At 72.5% G+C, this 18,848-nt stretch carries 16 protein-coding genes; 9 read left to right on the top strand and 7 right to left on the bottom strand.

Features of this window, described 5'->3' with window-relative positions:
• Positions 1-96: 96 nt before the first annotated feature.
• Both AQJ67_RS13330 and aceE read left to right on the top strand, forming a co-directional pair.
• On the top strand, positions 97-720 hold the full coding sequence (locus tag AQJ67_RS13330) for a GntR family transcriptional regulator (protein WP_062718871.1): 624 nt from the start codon (positions 97-99) through the stop codon (positions 718-720).
• A gap of 300 nt (positions 721-1,020) precedes the next feature.
• Positions 1,021-3,723, top strand: coding sequence for a pyruvate dehydrogenase (acetyl-transferring), homodimeric type (aceE, locus tag AQJ67_RS13325; RefSeq protein WP_062718869.1), 2,703 nt, complete (start codon positions 1,021-1,023; stop codon positions 3,721-3,723).
• A 56-nt stretch (positions 3,724-3,779) separates the two neighbouring features.
• On the opposite strand, the gene AQJ67_RS13320 is transcribed toward aceE, so the two are convergent.
• The 3 genes from AQJ67_RS13320 to AQJ67_RS13310 all read right to left on the bottom strand — a co-directional run bounded on the left by AQJ67_RS13320 (position 3,780) and on the right by AQJ67_RS13310 (position 7,001).
• Positions 3,780-4,154 carry a hypothetical protein gene (locus AQJ67_RS13320; RefSeq protein WP_062718867.1) on the bottom strand — a complete coding sequence of 125 codons (375 nt, stop codon included), beginning with the start codon at positions 4,152-4,154 and terminating at the stop codon, positions 3,780-3,782.
• 92 nt (positions 4,155-4,246) lie between these two features.
• Positions 4,247-4,894, bottom strand: coding sequence for a response regulator (locus AQJ67_RS13315; protein ID WP_062718865.1), 648 nt, complete (start codon positions 4,892-4,894; stop codon positions 4,247-4,249).
• A gap of 10 nt (positions 4,895-4,904) precedes the next feature.
• Positions 4,905-7,001 carry a sensor histidine kinase gene (locus AQJ67_RS13310; protein WP_159058764.1) on the bottom strand — a complete coding sequence of 699 codons (2,097 nt, stop codon included), beginning with the start codon at positions 6,999-7,001 and terminating at the stop codon, positions 4,905-4,907.
• A 165-nt stretch (positions 7,002-7,166) separates the two neighbouring features.
• On the opposite strand from AQJ67_RS13310, the gene AQJ67_RS13305 reads away from it, so the two are divergent.
• Positions 7,167-8,159, top strand: a complete 993-nt coding sequence (locus AQJ67_RS13305; protein ID WP_062719340.1) for a helix-turn-helix transcriptional regulator — start codon at positions 7,167-7,169, stop codon at positions 8,157-8,159.
• A 71-nt stretch (positions 8,160-8,230) separates the two neighbouring features.
• Positions 8,231-8,749 (top strand): DUF4240 domain-containing protein, encoded by a 519-nt coding sequence (locus AQJ67_RS13300; protein ID WP_048587211.1) that lies wholly within the window; start codon positions 8,231-8,233, stop codon positions 8,747-8,749.
• 16 nt (positions 8,750-8,765) lie between these two features.
• Here AQJ67_RS13300 and AQJ67_RS13295 read toward each other — a convergent pair whose 3' ends face one another.
• The gene (locus AQJ67_RS13295; protein ID WP_062718861.1) at positions 8,766-8,972 is read right to left on the bottom strand and encodes a hypothetical protein; all 207 of its coding nucleotides are present in this window, start codon (positions 8,970-8,972) and stop codon (positions 8,766-8,768) included.
• Positions 8,973-9,196: 224 nt separating this feature from the next.
• Between AQJ67_RS13295 and AQJ67_RS13290 the strand changes: the two genes are divergently transcribed.
• Positions 9,197-10,324: a lipid II:glycine glycyltransferase FemX gene (locus AQJ67_RS13290; RefSeq protein ID WP_062718859.1), complete on the top strand. Its 1,128-nt coding sequence runs from the start codon at positions 9,197-9,199 to the stop codon at positions 10,322-10,324.
• 133 nt (positions 10,325-10,457) lie between these two features.
• Here the strand turns inward: AQJ67_RS13290 and AQJ67_RS13285 are convergent, their stop codons facing one another.
• Positions 10,458-11,201 carry a peptidoglycan recognition protein family protein gene (locus tag AQJ67_RS13285; protein ID WP_062719339.1) on the bottom strand — a complete coding sequence of 248 codons (744 nt, stop codon included), beginning with the start codon at positions 11,199-11,201 and terminating at the stop codon, positions 10,458-10,460.
• A gap of 712 nt (positions 11,202-11,913) precedes the next feature.
• Here AQJ67_RS13285 and AQJ67_RS13280 point away from each other — a divergent pair.
• Positions 11,914-13,098 (top strand): MarP family serine protease, encoded by a 1,185-nt coding sequence (locus AQJ67_RS13280; protein ID WP_062718856.1) that lies wholly within the window; start codon positions 11,914-11,916, stop codon positions 13,096-13,098.
• A 44-nt stretch (positions 13,099-13,142) separates the two neighbouring features.
• Here the strand turns inward: AQJ67_RS13280 and AQJ67_RS13275 are convergent, their stop codons facing one another.
• Positions 13,143-13,640: a GNAT family N-acetyltransferase gene (locus AQJ67_RS13275; RefSeq protein WP_062718854.1), complete on the bottom strand. Its 498-nt coding sequence runs from the start codon at positions 13,638-13,640 to the stop codon at positions 13,143-13,145.
• A 70-nt stretch (positions 13,641-13,710) separates the two neighbouring features.
• Between AQJ67_RS13275 and AQJ67_RS13270 the strand changes: the two genes are divergently transcribed.
• Together AQJ67_RS13270 and AQJ67_RS13265 are read left to right on the top strand one after the other, a co-directional pair.
• Entirely contained in the window at positions 13,711-14,640 is a 930-nt protein-coding gene (locus AQJ67_RS13270) for a TIGR01777 family oxidoreductase (RefSeq protein WP_079055938.1), read from the top strand.
• A 170-nt stretch (positions 14,641-14,810) separates the two neighbouring features.
• On the top strand, positions 14,811-16,193 hold the full coding sequence (locus tag AQJ67_RS13265) for an NAD(P)/FAD-dependent oxidoreductase (protein WP_062718850.1): 1,383 nt from the start codon (positions 14,811-14,813) through the stop codon (positions 16,191-16,193).
• A 120-nt stretch (positions 16,194-16,313) separates the two neighbouring features.
• On the opposite strand, the gene AQJ67_RS13260 is transcribed toward AQJ67_RS13265, so the two are convergent.
• Positions 16,314-17,753 (bottom strand): NsdA family TPR-like regulatory protein, encoded by a 1,440-nt coding sequence (locus AQJ67_RS13260; RefSeq protein WP_062718848.1) that lies wholly within the window; start codon positions 17,751-17,753, stop codon positions 16,314-16,316.
• A gap of 280 nt (positions 17,754-18,033) precedes the next feature.
• Here AQJ67_RS13260 and lipB point away from each other — a divergent pair, with 280 nt between their 5' ends.
• Positions 18,034-18,834, top strand: a complete 801-nt coding sequence (gene lipB / locus AQJ67_RS13255) for a lipoyl(octanoyl) transferase LipB (RefSeq protein ID WP_062718846.1) — start codon at positions 18,034-18,036, stop codon at positions 18,832-18,834.
• Positions 18,835-18,848 lie beyond the last annotated feature (14 nt).

Below are 18,848 nucleotides of genomic sequence, written 5' to 3'. Positions count from 1 at the left end.
GTCTCGTCTCACCTGCACCAAAGCACCCCCGTCGACCCACCCAGCGGAGCGCTACCGCCGTATTGTCTAAACGTCAACGCGCCCTAAGGAGCCCTCATGACCGCCCCCGTCATCCACTCGCTGCGCGAACAGATCCGCGAGCACATCCTGGAGGGGATCATCAGCGGGCGCTGGCAGCCGGGCGAGCGAATCGTGGAGCGGCGGATCGCCACCGAGCTGGAGGTCAGCCAGACGCCCGTACGGGAAGCGCTGCGCGAGCTGGAGTCCCTGCGCCTGATCGAGTCCGCGCCGAACAAGGGCGTACGCGTCCGCAGCCTGACGGCCGCCGACCTGGAGGAGAGCTACCCGGTCCGGGCCGGTCTGGAGGCCATCGCCGCCGAGCTCGCGGCCGACCGCCTCGCCGAGGACTGCTCCGCTCTGGACCCGCATGTCACGGCGCTGTACGACGCCGACCGCGACTCCGACGGCACGGCCCAGGTCCGGCACACCGTCGCCTTCCACCGCGAGATGGTCCGCGCCGCGGGCAACTCCGTGCTGCTGCACACCTGGGAGGGCCTCGGCATCGAGGTGTTCACGGCGCTGTCCATCCGGTGGCTGGGGACCGTGCAGCAGTCGTACGCCGAGGAGCACGCGGAGCTGGTGGCCGCGTTCAAGCGCCGCGACCCCCGCATCGCCGACCTGGTCAAGAGTCACGTCCTCGGCTGCGCACCCCGGGCCTGACAAGCGCCCTGAAGTCCCTGAAGGGGCGCCGCGCCCAGCCCGAGCTCATCCGCGCTCCCCCCTCCTCACCTGCGCAAATCGCCGACGAAACGGTCACCCCGTGCCACTGCCGGAGGCACCCCGTGCCGACTTTCTCGTGATCAAGAGGTTTTCGCCCTCAACCCTTTGATCGATCATCGATCAGAGGGTTATTGTCGCCGTGACCTTCACCGAGGTCTTCGCCCTGTCCTGCCAAAGACAAAGGGCACCCCCGAACCCTTACCGATGAGGGAACCCCCTTCGACTGAGGAAGGCGGCGACATGACCGACCCCAACGCCATCCAGCCGAGCGCGCTCGACCAGCTCCCCGACCGCGACCCGGAGGAGACGGCCGAATGGCAGGCCTCCCTGGACGCGGTCGCCAAGGCAGCCGGCCCGCACCGCGCCGCATACCTGATGCGCCGCACGCTGGAGAGGGCCGAGGGCACCGGCATCGCGCTGCCCAAGCTCCTCGAGACCGACTACGTCAACACCATCCCGACCTCCGCCGAGCCGGCCGTGCCCGGTGACGAGGCGATGGAGTCCCGTATCACCGCGTGGAACCGCTGGAACGCGGCCGCCATGGTGACCCGGGGCAGCAAACACGGCGTCGGCGGCCACATCGCCACCTTCGCCTCCGCGGCCTGGCTCTACGAGACCGGCTTCAACCACTTCTTCAAGGGCAAGGAGGGGGACGGCTCCGGCGACCAGCTGTACATCCAGGGCCACGCCTCCCCCGGCATCTACGCCCGCGCCTTCCTGGACGGCCGGCTGAACGAGGGCCACCTCGACAACTTCCGCCGCGAGTCCGGCGGCGACGGCCTCCCGTCGTACCCGCACCCCCGCCGCCTGCCCTGGCTGTGGGAGTTCCCGACGGTGAGCATGGGCCTCGGCCCGCTCTCCGCCATCTACCAGGCGCGCTTCAACCGCTATCTGACGGCCCGCGGCATCAAGGACGTCTCGAACTCGCACGTCTGGGCGTTCCTCGGCGACGGCGAGATGGACGAGCCGGAGTCCACGGCGGCACTCGCTCTGGCCTCCCGCGAGGGCCTGGACAACCTGACCTTCGTCATCAACTGCAACCTGCAGCGCCTCGACGGCCCGGTCCGCGCCAACTTCAAGATCGTGCAGGAGCTGGAGGCCCAGTTCCGCGGCGCCGGCTGGAACGTCGTGAAGTCGCTGTGGGGCACGGCCTGGGACGAGCTGTTCCAGCTCGACACCACCGGCGCGCTGGTACGCCGGCTGCGCGAGGTACCCGACGCGCAGGTGCAGACGTACCAGACCCGCGACGCCGCCTACATCCGCCAGGACTTCTTCGGCAAGGACCCGGCGCTCGTCGAGCTGGCGAAGCTGCTCAGCGACGACAAGATCCTGGAGTGCTTCCACCTCTCCCGCGGTGGCCACGAGGCCCGCAAGGTCTTCGCCGCGTACAAGGCCGCGCTTGAGTTCAAGGGCGCGCCGACCGTGATCCTGGCCCAGACGGTCAAGGGCTTCACCCTCGGCGAGGGCTTCGCGTCGAAGAACGCCAACCACCAGATGAAGAAGCTGACGGTGGACGAGTTCAAGGCGATGCGTGACCTGCTGGAGCTGCCTATCTCGGACAGCCAGTTCGTCGACGGGGTCGTCCCCTACGGCCACCCCGGCGCCGACTCCCCCGAGGTCCGCTACCTCCAGGAGCGCCGCGCGGCCCTCGGCGGCCCGGCCCCGGCCCGCCGCGTGCACCCGGTGGCCCCGCTGCCGGCCCCCGCCGAGAAGGCGTTCGCGTCCTTCGACAAGGGCTCCGGCTCCCAGAACGTGGCCACCACCATGGCCTTCGTCCGCCTGATCAAGGACCTGGTCCGCGACAAGGAGACGGGCAAGCGCTGGGTGCCGATCGTCCCCGACGAGGCGCGCACCTTCGGTATGGAGTCGCTGTTCCCGTCCCTCGGGATCTACTCCCCCAAGGGCCAGACGTACGAGCCGGTCGACCGCGACCAGCTGATGTACTACAAGGAGGCCAAGAACGGCCAGATCCTCAACGAGGGGATCACCGAGGCCGGTTCGATGGCCGACTTCATCGCCGCGTCCACCGCGTACTCCACGCACGGTGAGGCGATGATCCCGTTCTACATCTTCTACTCGATGTTCGGCTGGCAGCGCACCGCCGACCAGATGTGGCAGCTCGGCGACCAGCTGGGCCGCGGCTTCCTGGTGGGCGCGACGGCGGGCCGTACGACGCTGACGGGCGAGGGCCTGCAGCACGCCGACGGTCACTCGCCGGTGATCGCGGCGACGAACCCTGCCGCGCTGACGTACGACCCGGCCTTCGCCTACGAGGTCGCGGCGATCGTCAAGGACGGTCTGCGCCGGATGTACGGCGAGGCGGCGCCGGGTGAGGACCCGAACGTCTTCTACTACCTCACCGTCTACAACGAGCCGATGCCGCAGCCCGCGAAGCCGGCGGCGGACGGGGTCGACGAGGGCATCGTCAAGGGCCTGTACCGCTTCAACACGGCGGAGTCGGCGGGTCTGTCCCCCGTCGCGAACGCCCCGCGCATCCAGCTGCTGAGCTCCGGCACGGCGATCCACTGGGCGCTGCAGGCGCAGAAGCTGCTCGCGGAGGAGTGGGGTGTGGCGGCCGACGTCTGGTCGGCCACGTCCTGGACGGAGCTGCGCCGGGACGCCCTGGAGGCGGACGCGGCCCTGCTCCGCGGCGAGGAGCGCGTGCCGTACGTCCGTCAGGCGCTGCACGGCGCCGAGGGCCCGGTGCTGGCGGTCTCCGACTACATGCGCCAGGTTCCCGACCAGATCGCGCAGTGGGTCGAGCAGGACTACTCCTCGCTGGGTGCGGACGGCTTCGGCCTCTCCGACACCCGGGAGGCGGCCCGCCGGCACTTCGGCGTCGACGCCGAGTCGATCGTCGTCGCGGCCCTGGCCCAGCTCGCGAAGCGGGGCGAGGTCAAGGCGACCGCGGTGAAGGAAGCGCGCGAGAAGTACGGCCTGTAAGGGACAGAGTGTGGCCCTGACCGGAGTCCGGTCAGGGCCACACCCGTGCCACCGGGTCAGACGGTGCGGGCCGTGCCCTCTGCGCGGAAGGTGTTCGTGCTCCACGAGCTGGCGCCGACCGCGACGACGACGGGCTCACTCGTGGTGTTCCGCCACAGGTCACAGGGCTCCCGCAGGGACAGCGAGCACTCCTCTCCCTTGGCCTTGAAGATGACCGTCTCGTTCTGTGCCGTCCGCAGTTCGACCCTCAGGGTCTTGTGCGCGGGCACCGTGATGGTGAAGCAGTTGTTGTTCCAACCGAACTTCGGCACCACGCAGTTGAAGTTCTGGCTCACCGCGGCGACGGGCGCCGCAGCCTCGGCGGCGCCGAGGGATCCCACCGCGGCGAGGGTCAGGGCGAGCGGGGCGAGGAGGGACGGGACGGCACGCATGGCCATCCTCCTTTCGGGGGTGTCCGCACCCCCTTGGTGCGGACACCATCACCTTCGTCCGCCCGCTGTCCCGGGCGCCTGAGGCCGGTGTCTCATCCCTGTCCCAGGCCCGCGTCCCGGGCCCTGGCCACGGCGGCGGCCCGGTCCCGGACCCGCAGCTTGGCGAAGACGTGCGAGAGGTGGTTGCGGACCGTCTTCTCCGAGAGGAACAGCTCCCGGGAGATCCTGCGGTTGTCGTGTCCCCGGGCCACCAGGTCGAGCACCTCACGTTCACGGTCCGTCAGCTCCGGCAGAGCCGCCGGCGTTCCGCCGCCGACGGGAGCGGTGAGACAGGCCGTCAGATGAGCGGCGACGACGCCGCTGAACACGGCCCCGCCGTCGGCGACCGTGCGGACCGCGCGCAGGATCTCAGCCCGACGCGCCCCCTTGACCAGGTAGCCCTGTGCCCCGGCGCGCAGCGCCGCGAGGACGGAGCTGTCCTCCTCGGACATCGACAGCACCAGGATGGCCACACCGGAGAGTTCACGGATCGCGTCGATGCCGCTCATGTCGGGCAGGTTGAGGTCCATGACGACGAGGTCCGGGCGCAGCTCCGCGGCCAGCGTCAGCGCCTCCGCGCCGGTGGTGGCCCGGCCCACGACCTCGATGTCCGGGACACAGGACAGGGCGGCCTCCATCCCGTCCAGGTAGAGCGGATGGTCGTCGCAGAGCAGGACCCGCACGGCGTTCTCGGTGGTCATACGTCTCTCCTCACATCAGCTGCGTCGGCAGCAGGGCCAGCACCCGGGTGCCGGGGACCCCGTCCGGACGCGGGCCGATCCGCAGGTTCCCGCCGGTCTCCTCCGCGCGTTCGGTCATCGAGCCGAGGCCGACCCCTCCCGGCCGCTCGACGGGGCCCGGCCCCGTGCCGTTGTCGGTGATCTCCAGCACGAGCGACTCGTCGTCGACGCGCAGCGAGAGCACGACGGCGCTCGCCCCGGCGTGCTTGGCGACATTGATGAGCGCCTCCGCGGCGATGCGGTACGCGGCGACCTCGCAGGCCGCCGCGAGTTCCGGCAGCTCGCCCGGGTCCGGGAGCCGGGTCTCGACGCGTACGGAGTCCGGCATGCGCAGGGCCAGCCGGCGCAGCGCCTCGGGCAGTCCGCGCTCGTCGAGGTCCGGCGGGCGCAGCCCGTCCACCAGGCGCCGTACCTCCGTGATGCTGTGCGCGGTGTCCTCCTCCGCGGCGTCGATCAGCCGTCCGACCTGCTCCCGCGGGCCGTCGGCCAGAAAGACGTCGGCGGCGGTCTCCAGGCGCAGCCGGATGCCGGCGAGCGCGGGTCCGAGTCCGTCGTGCAGATCGCGGCGGAGCCTGCGGCGCTCCTCTTCCCGGGCGGCGACGATCCGTTCCCGGCCCGCCCTGAGTTCCTCGCGCAGACCGATGGCCTGCACCAGGGGGCCGAGATGGTCGCCGAGCACGTCGAGCACGGCGCGGTCGTTGGCGTCGAGGCTGCGTTGCCCGGGTCGCAGCCGGACGGTCAGACGGCCCACGTCCTCGCCGCGGTGCCGCAGTTCCACGAGGTGCCAAGGCCCTTCGTCGACACCCGTGCCGCCCGCGCGGGCGAGTTCCCGTGCGCCGTGCCGGGTGTGGGCCTCAAGCACGGCGGCGGGCATGCACAGCCGCTCGACGACGGTGTCCACGACCGAGCGGGCCACGTCGTCGGCCGGGACCCGGTGGGACAGCTCGTCCGAGAGGGCCCGCAGCATTTCGTACGGTTTGGCGCGGCGGCCGTACAACAGCAGGTCGACGACGCGCAGCAGCATCCCGGCGGCGGGCCGCAGGGCCAGCACCGCGACGCCGGAGGCGAAGGCGGCGTTGACCTCCTCGGACCGGCCGGGGAGGGTGTTCAGGATCGCGTACAGGCCCCGGTAGCAGTAGAAGAGGCCGAGGGTGAGACCGACGGTGACGAGCAGGGGGCGCAGCACGCGGTCGAGTCCGGTGAGGTCGTCGGCGAGGACGGTGGTGAGGGTGGCGAACGCCAGGGCGCCGGACGCGGGGCCGAGCATCAGCAGGTAGACCCAGTACGCCGGATCGCCGTCCTCGCCGATGTCCTGGACCTTGTCGCCGATCTGGATGGCCCAGTAGACGCCGTAGCAGACCAGCATGACGGTGAGCCGGCGGCGGGTGAGCCCGGTGGCACGGTAGGTGCGCAGCACGAGCCAGACGAGGACGGCGACGGCGAAGAGCCGTGGCATCCACACCACCGGCTCCGTCATCAGCCGCCACCAGTCATGGCGTTCCGCCACGTCCCAGGTGCTCCACTTGGGATTGGCGGAGCGTGGCCCGTACCAGGCGATGGGGGCGAGATAGACGACGTAGACCCCGGCCATCGCGAGCACCGCGAGCCGCCAGGCGCGGCCGGGGGACGTCCCGTCCGGGAACCACAGGGGCAGTACGGCCTGCGTCCCGTGCATGCCGAGTACGGACACGCCCATGATCAGCCGGAACCATCCGATGTGGACGTGCTCGCCCATCCCCTCGATGCCGCCGAGCGCGGAGGTGGTCCGTTCCAGCATGACCGAGACGGCGAACAGCCCCATGGTCGCGGAGACGGCGAAGAGACAGCGGGCGAGGGGAGCCAGCCGGCGGGAGCGCCCGCGTACCACGATGCCGGCGGCGAGATAGCAGCCGGCCAGTGCGAGATTGCGGCCGACCCGCCATTCCGCGTGACTGAACTGTCCGAGGTCCCCGGTCGAGGCGATCAAGGCGAGGCACAGGAGGACGAGCGCCGCGCAGAGCAGCGCGGCACCGACGTCGACGACGGCGGCGGCGCGGGTACGAGGTACGGCCTGCTCGATCGGCGTCACACCCACACCCCGGCTCGGTCGGCGACGAAACACCCGCACCAACGACATGCGGGCGGGCCGGGTGACGGCGGCGCTCGCGGCATCCGGCGGCGCACGGTGGCCCGGCGAGGGCGGGGACGTCCGCCGCCGACCGCCGTGAGCGGCGCGCACGGCATCATGGGGAGCATGCGCGCCGCCCGCCTGATCAAGATGGTGCTGTTGCTCCAGTCCCGGCCCTCCATGACGGCCGCCGAACTCGCGCGCGAGCTGGAGGTGTCCGAGCGGACGGTCACCCGGGACGCGCAGGCGCTGTCCGAGGCCGGGGTGCCCGTGTACGCGGATCGGGGGCGGGCCGGAGGGTACCGGCTCATCGGGGGTTACCGGACCCGGCTGACGGGCCTCGGCCGCAGCGAGGCCGAGGCCCTGTTCCTCAGCGGCGTCCCGGGCGCGCTGCGTGAGATGGGCCTGGAGGACGCCGCCTCCGCCGCCCGTCTGAAGGTGTCCGCCGCGCTCATGCCCTCCCTGCGCGACGCCTCCCGGTCCGCCGCCCAGCGGTTCCATCTCGACGCCCCGAGCTGGTTCAAGGAACCGAAGACCCCCGCCCTGCTCCCGGCCGTCGCGGACGCGGTGTGGGACGACCGGCGCGTCGTGGCCCGTTACCGGCGCGGAGAGGGCGAGGTCGAGCGGGAACTGGAGCCGTACGGGCTCGTGCTGAAGGCAGGGGTCTGGTATCTGTGCGCCCGGGTCGCGGGCGACGGCGGAGACGGCTCGTACCGGGTGTACCGCATCGACCGCTTCACGGCAGTGGACCCCGGTGACGAGCGGTCCGCGCGGTTCGAACGGGACGAGGAGTTCGATCTGCCGGGTTTCTGGGACGAGCGGGCCGAGCAGTTCGCGCGTTCCCTGCTGCGGGCCGAGGTCGTGGTGCGGGTGTCGCCGGACGGAGTGCGCCGGCTGCCGTACGCCGTCGACCCGCACTCCGCGCGGGAGGCGCTCCGGGCAGCGGGCGCCCCGGACGGGGACGGCTGGGTGACACTGACGCTTCCGGTGGAGTCCGAGGAGGTCGCCCACACCCAGCTCTCGGGGCTCGGCCCGGAGGTCGAGGTGCTGGCGCCGGAGGACCTGCGGGAGCGTTTCGCGAGGGACGCGATACGGCTGGCCGCGCTGTACGCGCCGTGAACGACGCGCGGATAACAATCCGTACCACTCCACGTGCGTCCCACCCCCACAGGGCCGATGCTTGACCCGTGATGGACGAGACGGAGTTCTGGGAGCTGGTGGACGGCGCCCGTGAGGCGGCCGAGGGCGACCCCGAGGAGCAGGCCGACCTGCTCGTGGACCGGCTGCTCCAGCAGGACCCCGACGCGGTGCTCGACTTCGCCCGTCACTTCGAGGCCCGCTACAACCGCGCGTACACCTGGGACCTGTGGGGCGCCGCCTGGGTTCTGCTGGACGGGGCCAGCGACGACGCGTTCGACTTCTTCCGGTGCTGGCTGATCGGCCAGGGCCGCGAGGTGTACGAGGGCGGTGTGCACGACCCCGACTCGCTGGCCGACCTGCTGGACGACTTCGACGAGGAGTTCGACGGCGACGCGGAGGAGCTCGGCTACGCCGCGGACGAGGCCTATGAACAGCTCACCGGCACCGTCGCCCCCGACCTCGGCATCCCACCCGCCCCCGCGGAACCGGAGGGCACGCCGGTCGACTTCGAGAACGAACGGGCGCTGGCCGAGCGGTATCCCAAGCTGTGGGAACGGTTCAAGGACTGAGCCGAGCCGTCGCCGCTCAGGCCGCGGCGCGTCTGCGGTTCAGGTCGGTCGGGATGTAGGCCTGCGTCTGCTCGGCCTTGACGGCGTGGTGCATCGGCGCCTTGTTGGCCTGGTCGAGCGCGGACGCCGTGACGGCGGCCGGCCCCAGGACGACGGACGCGACCGCGCAGACGACGGTCCAGACACGCGTGCCGCTCCTGCTGTTGCCGTACCTGTTGTTCATGGTCCCCGCCTCCGGTCAGTGCGTGTGCATGACGACAGGAAGGACGATAGGGAGGCTGTCTCGGGGAGATCCCTGAGCCGGCTGGGAGAAACCTGTGAGGCCGGCGCTCTTCGGCCCGGTGACCGACGTCACCGGGCGGGCCGGGAACGTTCACACCCCGTCTCTTGACCCGTTCCGTGAGCTCCGGCTTAGGGTGGCCGCCCCCGACCAGGAGCACCCTGCCCATGACCAGCCTGTTCGTGCGGGAGATACCGCGCGCGGAGCACCTCGCCCGGCTGCGGCGGTATCCCGACGCGAGCCATCTCCAGATCCCCGAGTGGGGCGATGTGAAGCCCGACTGGCTGCCGGAGAGCGTCGGCTGGTTCGAGGACGGCGAACTGGTCGCCACGGCGCTCGTCCTGTACCGGCAACTGCCCGGGACCAGACGCTTCCTGGCCTACCTGCCCGACGGCCCCGCGATCGACTGGCGTACGCCGCGTCTGGAGCGCTGGCTGGACCCGCTGGTCGCCCATCTGAAGAAGATCGGGGCGTTCTCGGTCCGGATCGGCCCGCCCCTCGTCGTACGTCACTGGGACGCGGCGACCGTGGCGGAGGGCATCGCCGACCCCGACGTACGTCATCTGCGCGAGCTGCCGCCGGACGGCATCGACGGCTACGCGCTCGACGTCGCGGAGCGGCTGGGGCGGCTCGGGTGGCGGCGGTGCGAGGAGGACGACGGGAGCGGCTTCGGCGTCGGTCAGCCGCGCTACGGCTGTGAGATCCCGTTGGCGGGGCGCTCGGTGGACGAGTTGCGCGGGGCCCTCGCGCCGCACTGGGAGCAGTCCCTGCGTACGGCCGAGGCGGCGGGCGTCCGTGTCTCCTGGGGCTCGGCCGCCGACCTGCCCGAGTTCCACCGCCTCTACACCGCGACCGCCGCCCGCGACGGTTTCAAGGCCCGCCCACTGGACTACTTCCGCCGCATGTGGGCGGCCCTGAACGCCGAGGACGACGACCGGCTGCGGCTCTACGTCGCCGAGTACGACGGCGAGGTGCTCTCCGCGGCCCTCATGATCGGCGTCGGCTCCCGCGTCTGGCACTCGTACGCCGCGTCCGGCCGCCGGGGCCGCGAACTCCGCCCCAGCAGCGCCCTGCTGTGGCGCATGCTGGGCGACGCGCGAGCCGCGGGCGCGAAGACGTACGACCTCCGGTCCATCACCCCGGCCCTCACCGAGGACCGCTTGCGCGGCCGGCTCCTGTTCAAGACGGGGGCCGGCGGCCGGGCGGTGGAGCACCTCGGGGAGTGGGAGCTGCCGGTGGGGAGCCAAGGGAGGGTGCTTCAGCGGGCGTTGGGGGTTTATCTGGGGCGGCGGTGAGGGGCCGGGGCGGCCGCCCGTCATGCGCCCCCGTCGCGCGACTGCCTGGATACCGGGCACACCGGCCTCCGCGGCGACGTCGACGCCCGGCCTGGTCGGCGTGGACGCGGACCGCACGCACGGCCCCGGCACGTCAGCTTCTGCCCTGCAGCCGGGCCGCTGTCTCCCGGATCTCCGGGAGGCGGGCGGTGAGGGCCGCGCCGGGGCAGCTCGTCATGTAGCCCTCGTTGTGACCGGCGACGGCCGGGAGCGCGGCGGTGGCGCCGGAGGCGTAGCGGCTCTGGCTGTTGCTGGAGGTCAGCCGGACCTTCGCGCGCGGGTCCGCGTCGGAGATGCCCAGCTTCCACGCGGCGAGCGCGGCGATCGAGTCGGTCATGGCCTTCGGCACGGGCACCCCGGCCGTGAAGGTGCCGATGGCGGCGATGCCGGTGGTGCGGTGGTTGAAGCCCTGGGTGTGGGCCCCGGTGACCGGGCGGTCGATGCCGCCCGCGCGGCCCTCGTAGATGGTGCCGCAGCGGTCGACGAGGAAGTTGTAGCCGATGTCGTCCCAGTCGCGGGACCCGGTCTGGCCCGCGTACACGTACCGAATGATGCGGGGCACGTCGGCGCAGTCGTAGCCGTTGGGCGAGTCGGTGTGGTGGACGAAGACGGCGACGACCCGGTCGTCGTAGCGCGGTGGCGGCTGGGCACGCCGGGTGTCGTCGTCCAGCCAGGCCGACCTCGGCACGATGGGCGGCCGGGGCGCCTGGTGCGAGGCGGCGGGACGCGCCGCGACCGGCCGTGCGCCCGCCGCGACGACGCGCTCGACCCCGTTCGCGCACAACGCCAGCGCGAGAACGGCGGCGAGTCCGGGCACACAGCCGAGCAGCACGAGCAGAACGGGCGGGACACGCCACTCCCGCTGGGCCGGCGCCCACCTCCGGGCCTGCCACCCGACGCCGGGCCGGAGCCGGCGCCCACTCCGGGTCTGCGCCTGGGCTCGGGAGAGTCGCCGAGCCCGGGCATGCCACCGGGCGCGAGGCCGTTGCCGACGCTGAGGTCTGGGCCGGAAGCCGGGGCGGGGACGGGTACGGGGGCGGGGCCGGGTACGTGACTGCTGCGAAGCACCGGTCGCAGGCCCGACCCACCCCTCCGGCACGCGCGGCACCTCCTGCCCGCCACCCGCACCCGGCCCCCGCGGCACCTCCCGCCCGCGGCCACCCACATCCGGCTCGCGGGAAGCCCCCCGCGTGGACCCCCCGTCCACCCCCCGCCCCGCAGCCTCGTCCCCCGGCCGCGCCTGCCCGCCCCTCCGCACAGCCCACGCCGCCCCCGCGGCCCACGGTATTCGTACGGCACGTGGTCTTCGTCTCCCCCGCGTTCGCCGGAAGACCCTTCGGGTGACCCGTCGGAAGGCACGCATGGTCCTACTGTCCGACGGATCCCGTCCGCCCGCGATGTGTGGTGTGACACGCAGTGGAACCATCGTCCCGGTGCGGGGCGTTTCTCCAGGTGAACGCGGCGTGGCCGGTTCCTGGCGGCATGTGTGCGTGTGCTGATCAACGGGCGCCTTACGCGCGTACTAAGGGGTCCGAGAGAAAGGCGGCTCTGTGGACCTGCTCGACATCCTGCTGTTGCTGGTGATCCTGGCCTACGCGGCGTCCGGCTACCGGCGCGGCCTGGTGGCCGGATGCGTCTCGCTGACCGGTTTCGTCGGCGGCGCGGTGATCGGCGTATGGATCCTGCCGTGGATGATGGACCTGGTCACACCGGGTACGACGCAGGCGACCGTGACCGCGGTGCTCACGGTGCTGGTCCCGGCCGTGGTGGTGCACGAGCTGGCCGGCCGGCTGGCCCTGCGGCTGCGCAGGGAGCTGGACCGGGGACCGCTCAGGGTGGCCGACGGGGTCGGCGGGGCCGTGGCCAACTCGGTGGCCGTGCTGATCGTGGCCTGGGTGGCGGCGAGCGTCCTCGCCGCGTCCTCCTCCCCGCTGCTGACCTCCGCGATCCGGGACTCCCGGCTGCTCGGCACCGTGCAGGACGCCATGCCGGACACGACGCCCGCCTGGTTCTCCCGGGCCACCAGCGCCCTGACCGAGGCGGGCTTCCCGCAGGTCTTCAACCCGTTCGAGAACGAGTCGACCGCCGAGGTCGCCAAGCCCTCCGGCGACAGCGTCACCGCCGCCGCGACGAACGCCGCCAAGCTCAGCACCGTCAAGATCGAGGGCGTCTCGGGCACCCAGGGCCGCGAGGGCAGCGGCTTCGTCTATGCCCCGCGGCACGTGATGACCAACGCCCACGTCGTGGCCGGCATCGACGAACCCGGCGTCCGGGTCGGCGGCGTGGGACGGTCGTACGAGTCACGGGTGGTGCTCTTCGACCCGCAGCGGGACGTGGCCGTGCTCTACGTCCCCGATCTGCGCGCCCCCGTCCTGGGGTTCGACGACGCCGCCACGCGCGGCGACTCGGCGGTCGTGGCGGGCTATCCGGAGGACGGCGATCTCAACCTCCAGGCGGCGACCGTCGCGAACCGGGTGCGGGCGACCGGCCAGAACATCTACAACGACGCGACCGTCACCCGCGAGATCTACTCGATCCGCTCCACCGTCCGTCCCGGCAACTCCGGCGGTCCGCTGCTGACCACCGACGGCAAGGTGTTCGGCGTCGTCTTCGCCCGTTCCACCTCCGACGACGAGACGGGCTACGTCCTGACGGCCGCCGAGGTCGCCTCCGACGCGAAGCGCGCGGCGAACGCGACGGCGCCGGTGGACACGGGCGACCTCGTCACGTCCTGATCCTCCCCCAAGCACCCCCCGGCATCTCCCTCACCTCCCCGCCGTCACAGACCCCGGCCCATGAGCACGTCGTCCACATACGCCCCGCCCAGGAAGAACTCCTCGGGCAGTACCCCCTCCACCACGAACCCCTCGGACTCGTACAGCTTGCGGGCCGGCGCGTTGTGGCCGAGGACGCGCAGGGTGAGCCGGCGAGCGCCCCTGCGGCGGGCCTCCTCGACGGCCGCGCGGATCAGCGCCCGGCCGACGCCACGGCCACGGACCCCGTCGGCGACGGCGAGGCCCTGGATCTGCCGGACGTGCGCGTTGCAGGCGAGCGGAGTGGCTAGGGCGAGCCGCACGTAGCCGACGATGCGCCGGTCGAGTTCCGCGACCAGATGGTCCTGAGGGGCGTGCCGCTCGTCGAAGAAGGGCCGGTACGGCGGCCGTGGCCGGGGCACGACCGCGTGCAGCGGCGACCAGGTGACACGGTCGAGGTGGGCGAGCTCCTCCTCGTCGTCGGGCAGGGCGGCGCGTATACGGGGTACGTACGAATCGGACATGGGCGTCACCCTACGGCCGGGGTCCGGGGAGCCGACCGGGACTTTATGCGGTCAGAGGCAGGATGAGGTTATGGAACTTTCAAGAATCGCGGTGGCCGGCGCCTCCGGGCTGATCGGCGGCGCCCTGGTGCGGTCCCTGGTCGCGGACGGGCACGAGGTGGTACGGCTGGTGCGGCGCGCGCCCCGTTCGGCGGACGAGGTGCGGTGGGACCCCGAGCGCAAGTACGTGGACGTGGCCGGGCTCGCCGGGTGCGACGCCGTGGTCAATCTCGCCGGCGCGAACGTGGGCTCGCGGCGCTGGACGGAGGCGTACAAGGCGCGGCTGCGGAGCGGGCGGGTGCTGGGCACGGCGGCGCTCGCGGAGGCGATGGCCTCGCTGGACAAGCCGCCGCGGGTCTTCGTGAACGGCAGCGCGATCGGCTACTACGGCGAGACCGGCGAGCGGGCCGTCGACGAGAGCGCGCCGCCCGGAGAGGGCTTCCTGCCCTCGCTGGTCGTGGACTGGGAGGGCGCGGCGGCGCCCGCGCGGGAGGCGGGCGTGCGGACCGTGTTCCCGCGCACGGGGCTGGTGGTGGCCCGGCAGGGCGGCGCCTGGGGACGGCTGTTCCCGCTCTTCAAGGCCGGGCTGGGCGGGCACATGGGCGACGGGCGGCAGTACTGGTCGTTCGTCTCACTGCACGACGAGGTGGCCGCGATCCGGCATCTGATCGACACCGACGGCTTGTCGGGCCCCTTCAACGTGACCGCGCCCCAACCGCTGACGAACCGTGAGATCACCGAGGTCATGGGCCGCGTACTGCACCGCCCGACCCTCTTCGCGGTCCCGGCCCCCGTACTGCGCACGGTCCTCGGCGAGATGGCCGGGGACGTGCTGGGCAGCGCACGGGTCCTCCCGAAGCGACTGCTGGAGTCGGGCTTCACCTTCGCGTTCCCGGACATCGAGGGGGCGATCCGGGCGGCCGTCGATAGCGGAGGGGGCGGCCCGGCGGCCGCACGGTGACGCCCGGACAGGAGTGGACGTCCGTATGCGACCGTCGTGCGACCGTGCTCTGTTCATGCGCGACTGTTTCCGACCGATCACGGCCCTAACCTCGATCCGAACTCGGGTATCTCCGACGCCTGTTGGGGGCATGACGTCTCCACCGGCCGCGCAACCTCGAGGAGGGGCACGTGCTTGAGCCCGCGTACCAGGCGGACGTCGTCATCGTGGGAGCCGGGGTCGCCGGACTCTCCGCGGCGCATCGGCTGACCAGCGCAGGAGTGAGGACCGCAGTCCTGGAGGCCGCCCCATATCCGGGCGGCCGCATGTCGACCGAGAAGATCGACGGGTTCCGGCTCGACCGGATCGGACAGCTTCTGTCGACGTCGTATCCGGAACTGCGCCGGACACCCGGCCTCGACGCGCTGGCCCTGCGGCCCTTCGCGCCGGGCGTACTGCTGCACAGCGACGGGCGCCGGCACCGCGCGGGCGCGTTCGCCAAGCCCCGGAGCGCGAGGGGCGCACTCCACGCGGTGCGCGCCCTGGCGAGCGCCCCCAGGGCCCCCAGGACTGCTTCCGTACGCGGCGTCCCCGGCCCGACGGCCCTGCCGAGGGTGCGCGCCGGCGCCCCGCTGGGCACCGCCGTCGACCAGGCCCGACTCGGCGCCGCCCTGGCCCGGCTCGCCACCGCCCCCGTCGAACGCCTGCTGGCCCGCCCCGAGTTGCCGGCCGCACAGGCCCTCGCGGAACGCGGCGTCCCCACCCGCACGATCGACGGCTTCCTGCGCCCGCTGCTCGCCGCGCTGCTGTGCGACCCGGACCTGACGACCTCCAGCCGATGCGCGGATCTGGCGCTGCGCGCCTTCGCAAGCGGACGCCTGTGCGTGCCCGAGGGCGGCGCCGAGGCGCTGCCGGAGCTGCTGGCACAGGCGTTGCCGCCGGGCACGGTGCACACCGGCGTACGCGTCACGTCGATCGCCACGACCTCCGTCACCACCGCCGAACACGGCGAGATACGGTGCCGCGCCGTCCTGCTGGCGACGGACGCCCGGACCGCCGCCGAACTGCTGCCCGGCTTGCGCGTACCCGACTTCCACCCGGTGACCGTCGTCCACCACACGACCGACGAACCGCCCACGACCGGCGCCTCGCTCCTGCTCGACGCCGACCGGGGCGGCCCGGTCGCGCACACGGCGGTGATCAGCCAGGTGGACCCGACCCGCGCTCCGGCCGGCCGGACCCTCGTCTCCTCGACGGTCCTCGGCAGCCCATCGCCCGACATCGACACGGCCGTACGGATGCACCTGTCCCGTCTCTACGGCACCTCCACCGCCCGCTGGGAGACCCTCGCCGTACACCACACCCCCGAGGCCGTCCCCGCGATGCGCCCACCCCACGACCTACGCCGCCCGGTACGCCTCCTGGCCGGCCTGTACGTATGCGGCGACCACCGAGACACCAGCACCATCCAGGGCGCCCTCCACTCGGCCCACCGGGCAACGGCGGCCATCCTGACGGACCTGGGGGCGGCGGGCTCGCTGAACAGGGCGGAGCCGTTGAGGGCAGCGGCATAAGAGGACGGGCCCCGCGCCCCGTCAGGGGCGCCGGGCCCGTCAGGGGCGCGGGGAACTGCGCGACCAGCCACAACGAGAGCCGCACCCGGCAGCAAGCCTTTGAAGCTACGGCGAGACCCCCTACAACAACGCCGCCACCTTGTCCCGATACCCCCGCACCGGCGCCGCATCCCGGTACGGCTCCAACCTCCGCTCGAAGTCCCGGACATACTCAACGGCCCGAACCGACCGCATCTCCGCCGCAGCCCCCGCCGCCTCCGCCCCCAATGAACAAGCCTGGTCAAGCTCACCGAGCCCAAGCCGCGCCGAGGCGAGCACGACCCGACAGAACAGCCGACTGCGGGCATAGGCGGGGGCCCGCAACTGCAGTGAGCGCTCGGCATGCTGCGCCGCCGCCCGGAACTGCTGAAGATCCCGGTGGCAGTGCCCGAACTCGTCGGCGAGCTGCGCCTCGTCGAAGAACCGCGCCCAGTGCGGTACGTCGTCGCCGGGCCGCGCCGCTTCGAGGGCGCGCTCGGCCCGGACCAGGGAGGCCGTACAGGCGCGCACCTCGCCCAGTACGCCGTGCCCGCGCGCCTCGCACGCGTGCAGCAGGGCCTGCACGACCGGAGGCGCGCTGGTGCCCACGCCCTGCTGGGCCACCCGCGCGAGCTGAACGGCCTCGCGGCCGTGGGCGAGGTAGACGGCCTGGCGGCTCATGGTGACCAGGACGTACGAGCCGAACGCCCGGTCCCCGGCCGCCTGCGCGAGGCGCAACGACTGCACGAAGTAGCGCTGGGCGAGCCCGTGCGCCGCGATGTCGAACGACGTCCAGCCCGCGAGCCTCGTGAGGTCGGCGGCGGCCTGGAACAGCCGGCGGCCGGTCTGCTCGCCGTAGGTGCCGCGCAGCATCGGCTCGCACTCGTGCTCCAGATAGCGCACGAGGGCCTGGCGGGCGTGGCCGCCGCCGTACATGTCGTCGAGGGAGCGGAACAGCTCGCCGACCGAGCGCAGCGCGGCGATGTCGCCGCCGGTGACCTTCTGGCCGGGGCCGCGCTCGCCCTGGCTGCGCTGGCGGGGTACGGCGGTGGGGCGGCCCTGGACCGGGATGCGGGCGAGCGGCTCGCCCCGGGCGACCTTCTCGTCGGCGCGGCCGATCAGCCAGTCCCGGCTGGGCACGACGAGTCCGGCCGGGGTGAAGGCGATCTTGCGCAGTTCGGCGTGGCTGCCGGAGTCCTTGCGCCACAGGCCGCTGACGATGTCGACGGCCTCCTCGGGGGTCGCGGCGAACTCCAGCCCGGCGTACACGGGCGCGCAGGCGTCGAGCCCGAGGTCCTGGGCGGAGAGCCGGCGGCCGAGGCGTCGGGTGAAGACCTCGGCGATGAGGGCGGGCGTGGTGCCGCGCGGCTGCTGTCCGCGCAGCCAGCGGGTGACCGATGTCTTGTCGTATCTGAGATCAAGCCCGTGTTCGAGGCCGAGCTGGTCCACCCGGCGGGCGAGACCCGCGTTGGAGAATCCCGCTTCTGCGATGAGCGCGGCGAGCTGGCGGTTGGGAGTGCGCTGCGCGGGTCGTTCCGTCATCTGCGGTGCGGTCTCCTGCCTTTCGGACCTCGCGGACCCCTGTGGCCGCCGAGTGCCCGGATTGCCGGTGAGCTGCCCTTTTGGCCTCTCGAACGGCGCGAATGTAGCGGAGAGTAAGCAGCCGATCGCACATTTCCCCGCCCATTCATCCGATCGTGTGAGGATTGCCCTACCGGGCTGACGCGGACCGTGAGACGTCACCCGAACAAGCCGGTCGTACAGTGGCGTAGGCACGCTTTGTGCCTTACGACTTTCCTGTGCTTCTAGGGAGGCGCTTGCCGTGAGTGAGTTGCGGTTCGTCCGTATGGGGTTCGGCGCGGACGCCGTCGAGTACCAGGAGGCGTGGGACGAGCAGCGCCGGGTGCACGCGGCGCGGTTCGAGGACGAGCTCCCCGACACGGTCCTGCTGCTCGAACACCCTCCGGTGTACACGGCGGGCCGGCGCACGGCGGACAGCGAGCGCCCCCTGGACGGCACGCCGGTCGTCGACGTGGACCGCGGCGGCAAGATCACCTGGCACGGCCCAGGGCAGCTGGTCGGCTACCCGATCCAGAAGCTGCCCCGCCCCGTGGACGTCGTGGCGCACGTACGGCGCCTGGAGGAGGCCCTGATCCGCACCTGCGCGGAGTTCGGCCTGGAGACCAGCCGGGTCGAGGGCCGTAGCGGCGTCTGGGTCCTCGGCGACCCCGTGGAGCAGCGCCCGGCGCTCGGCGGTCTCGCCCTGGACTTCGACCCCCGGCTCACCGACGAGGAGTTCGACCCGCGGCTGAACGGGCCCGAGTACGCGCCCTCCAACGCCGGACAGCGGCGCGAGGACCGCAAGATCGCGGCGATCGGGATCCGGGTGGCGAAGGGCGTCACGATGCACGGCTTCGCACTGAACGTGAACCCCGACAACAAGTGGTTCGACCGGATCATCCCCTGCGGGATCCGGGACGCGGGGGTCGCCTCGCTGGCGGGCGAGATCGGGCGCGACGTGACGATCGACGAGGTGCTGCCCGTCGTGGAGCGACACCTGAAGGCCGTACTGGAGAACGCCGACCTGAGGCCCCGGGAGATCGAGAAGACCCCGGCCGCCTGACCCGCCCCCGGGTT

The organism is Streptomyces caeruleatus (genome assembly GCF_001514235.1).
Taxonomy (GTDB): Bacteria; Actinomycetota; Actinomycetes; order Streptomycetales; family Streptomycetaceae; genus Streptomyces; species Streptomyces caeruleatus.
This window is presented reverse-complemented; position numbering and strand designations above follow the sequence as displayed.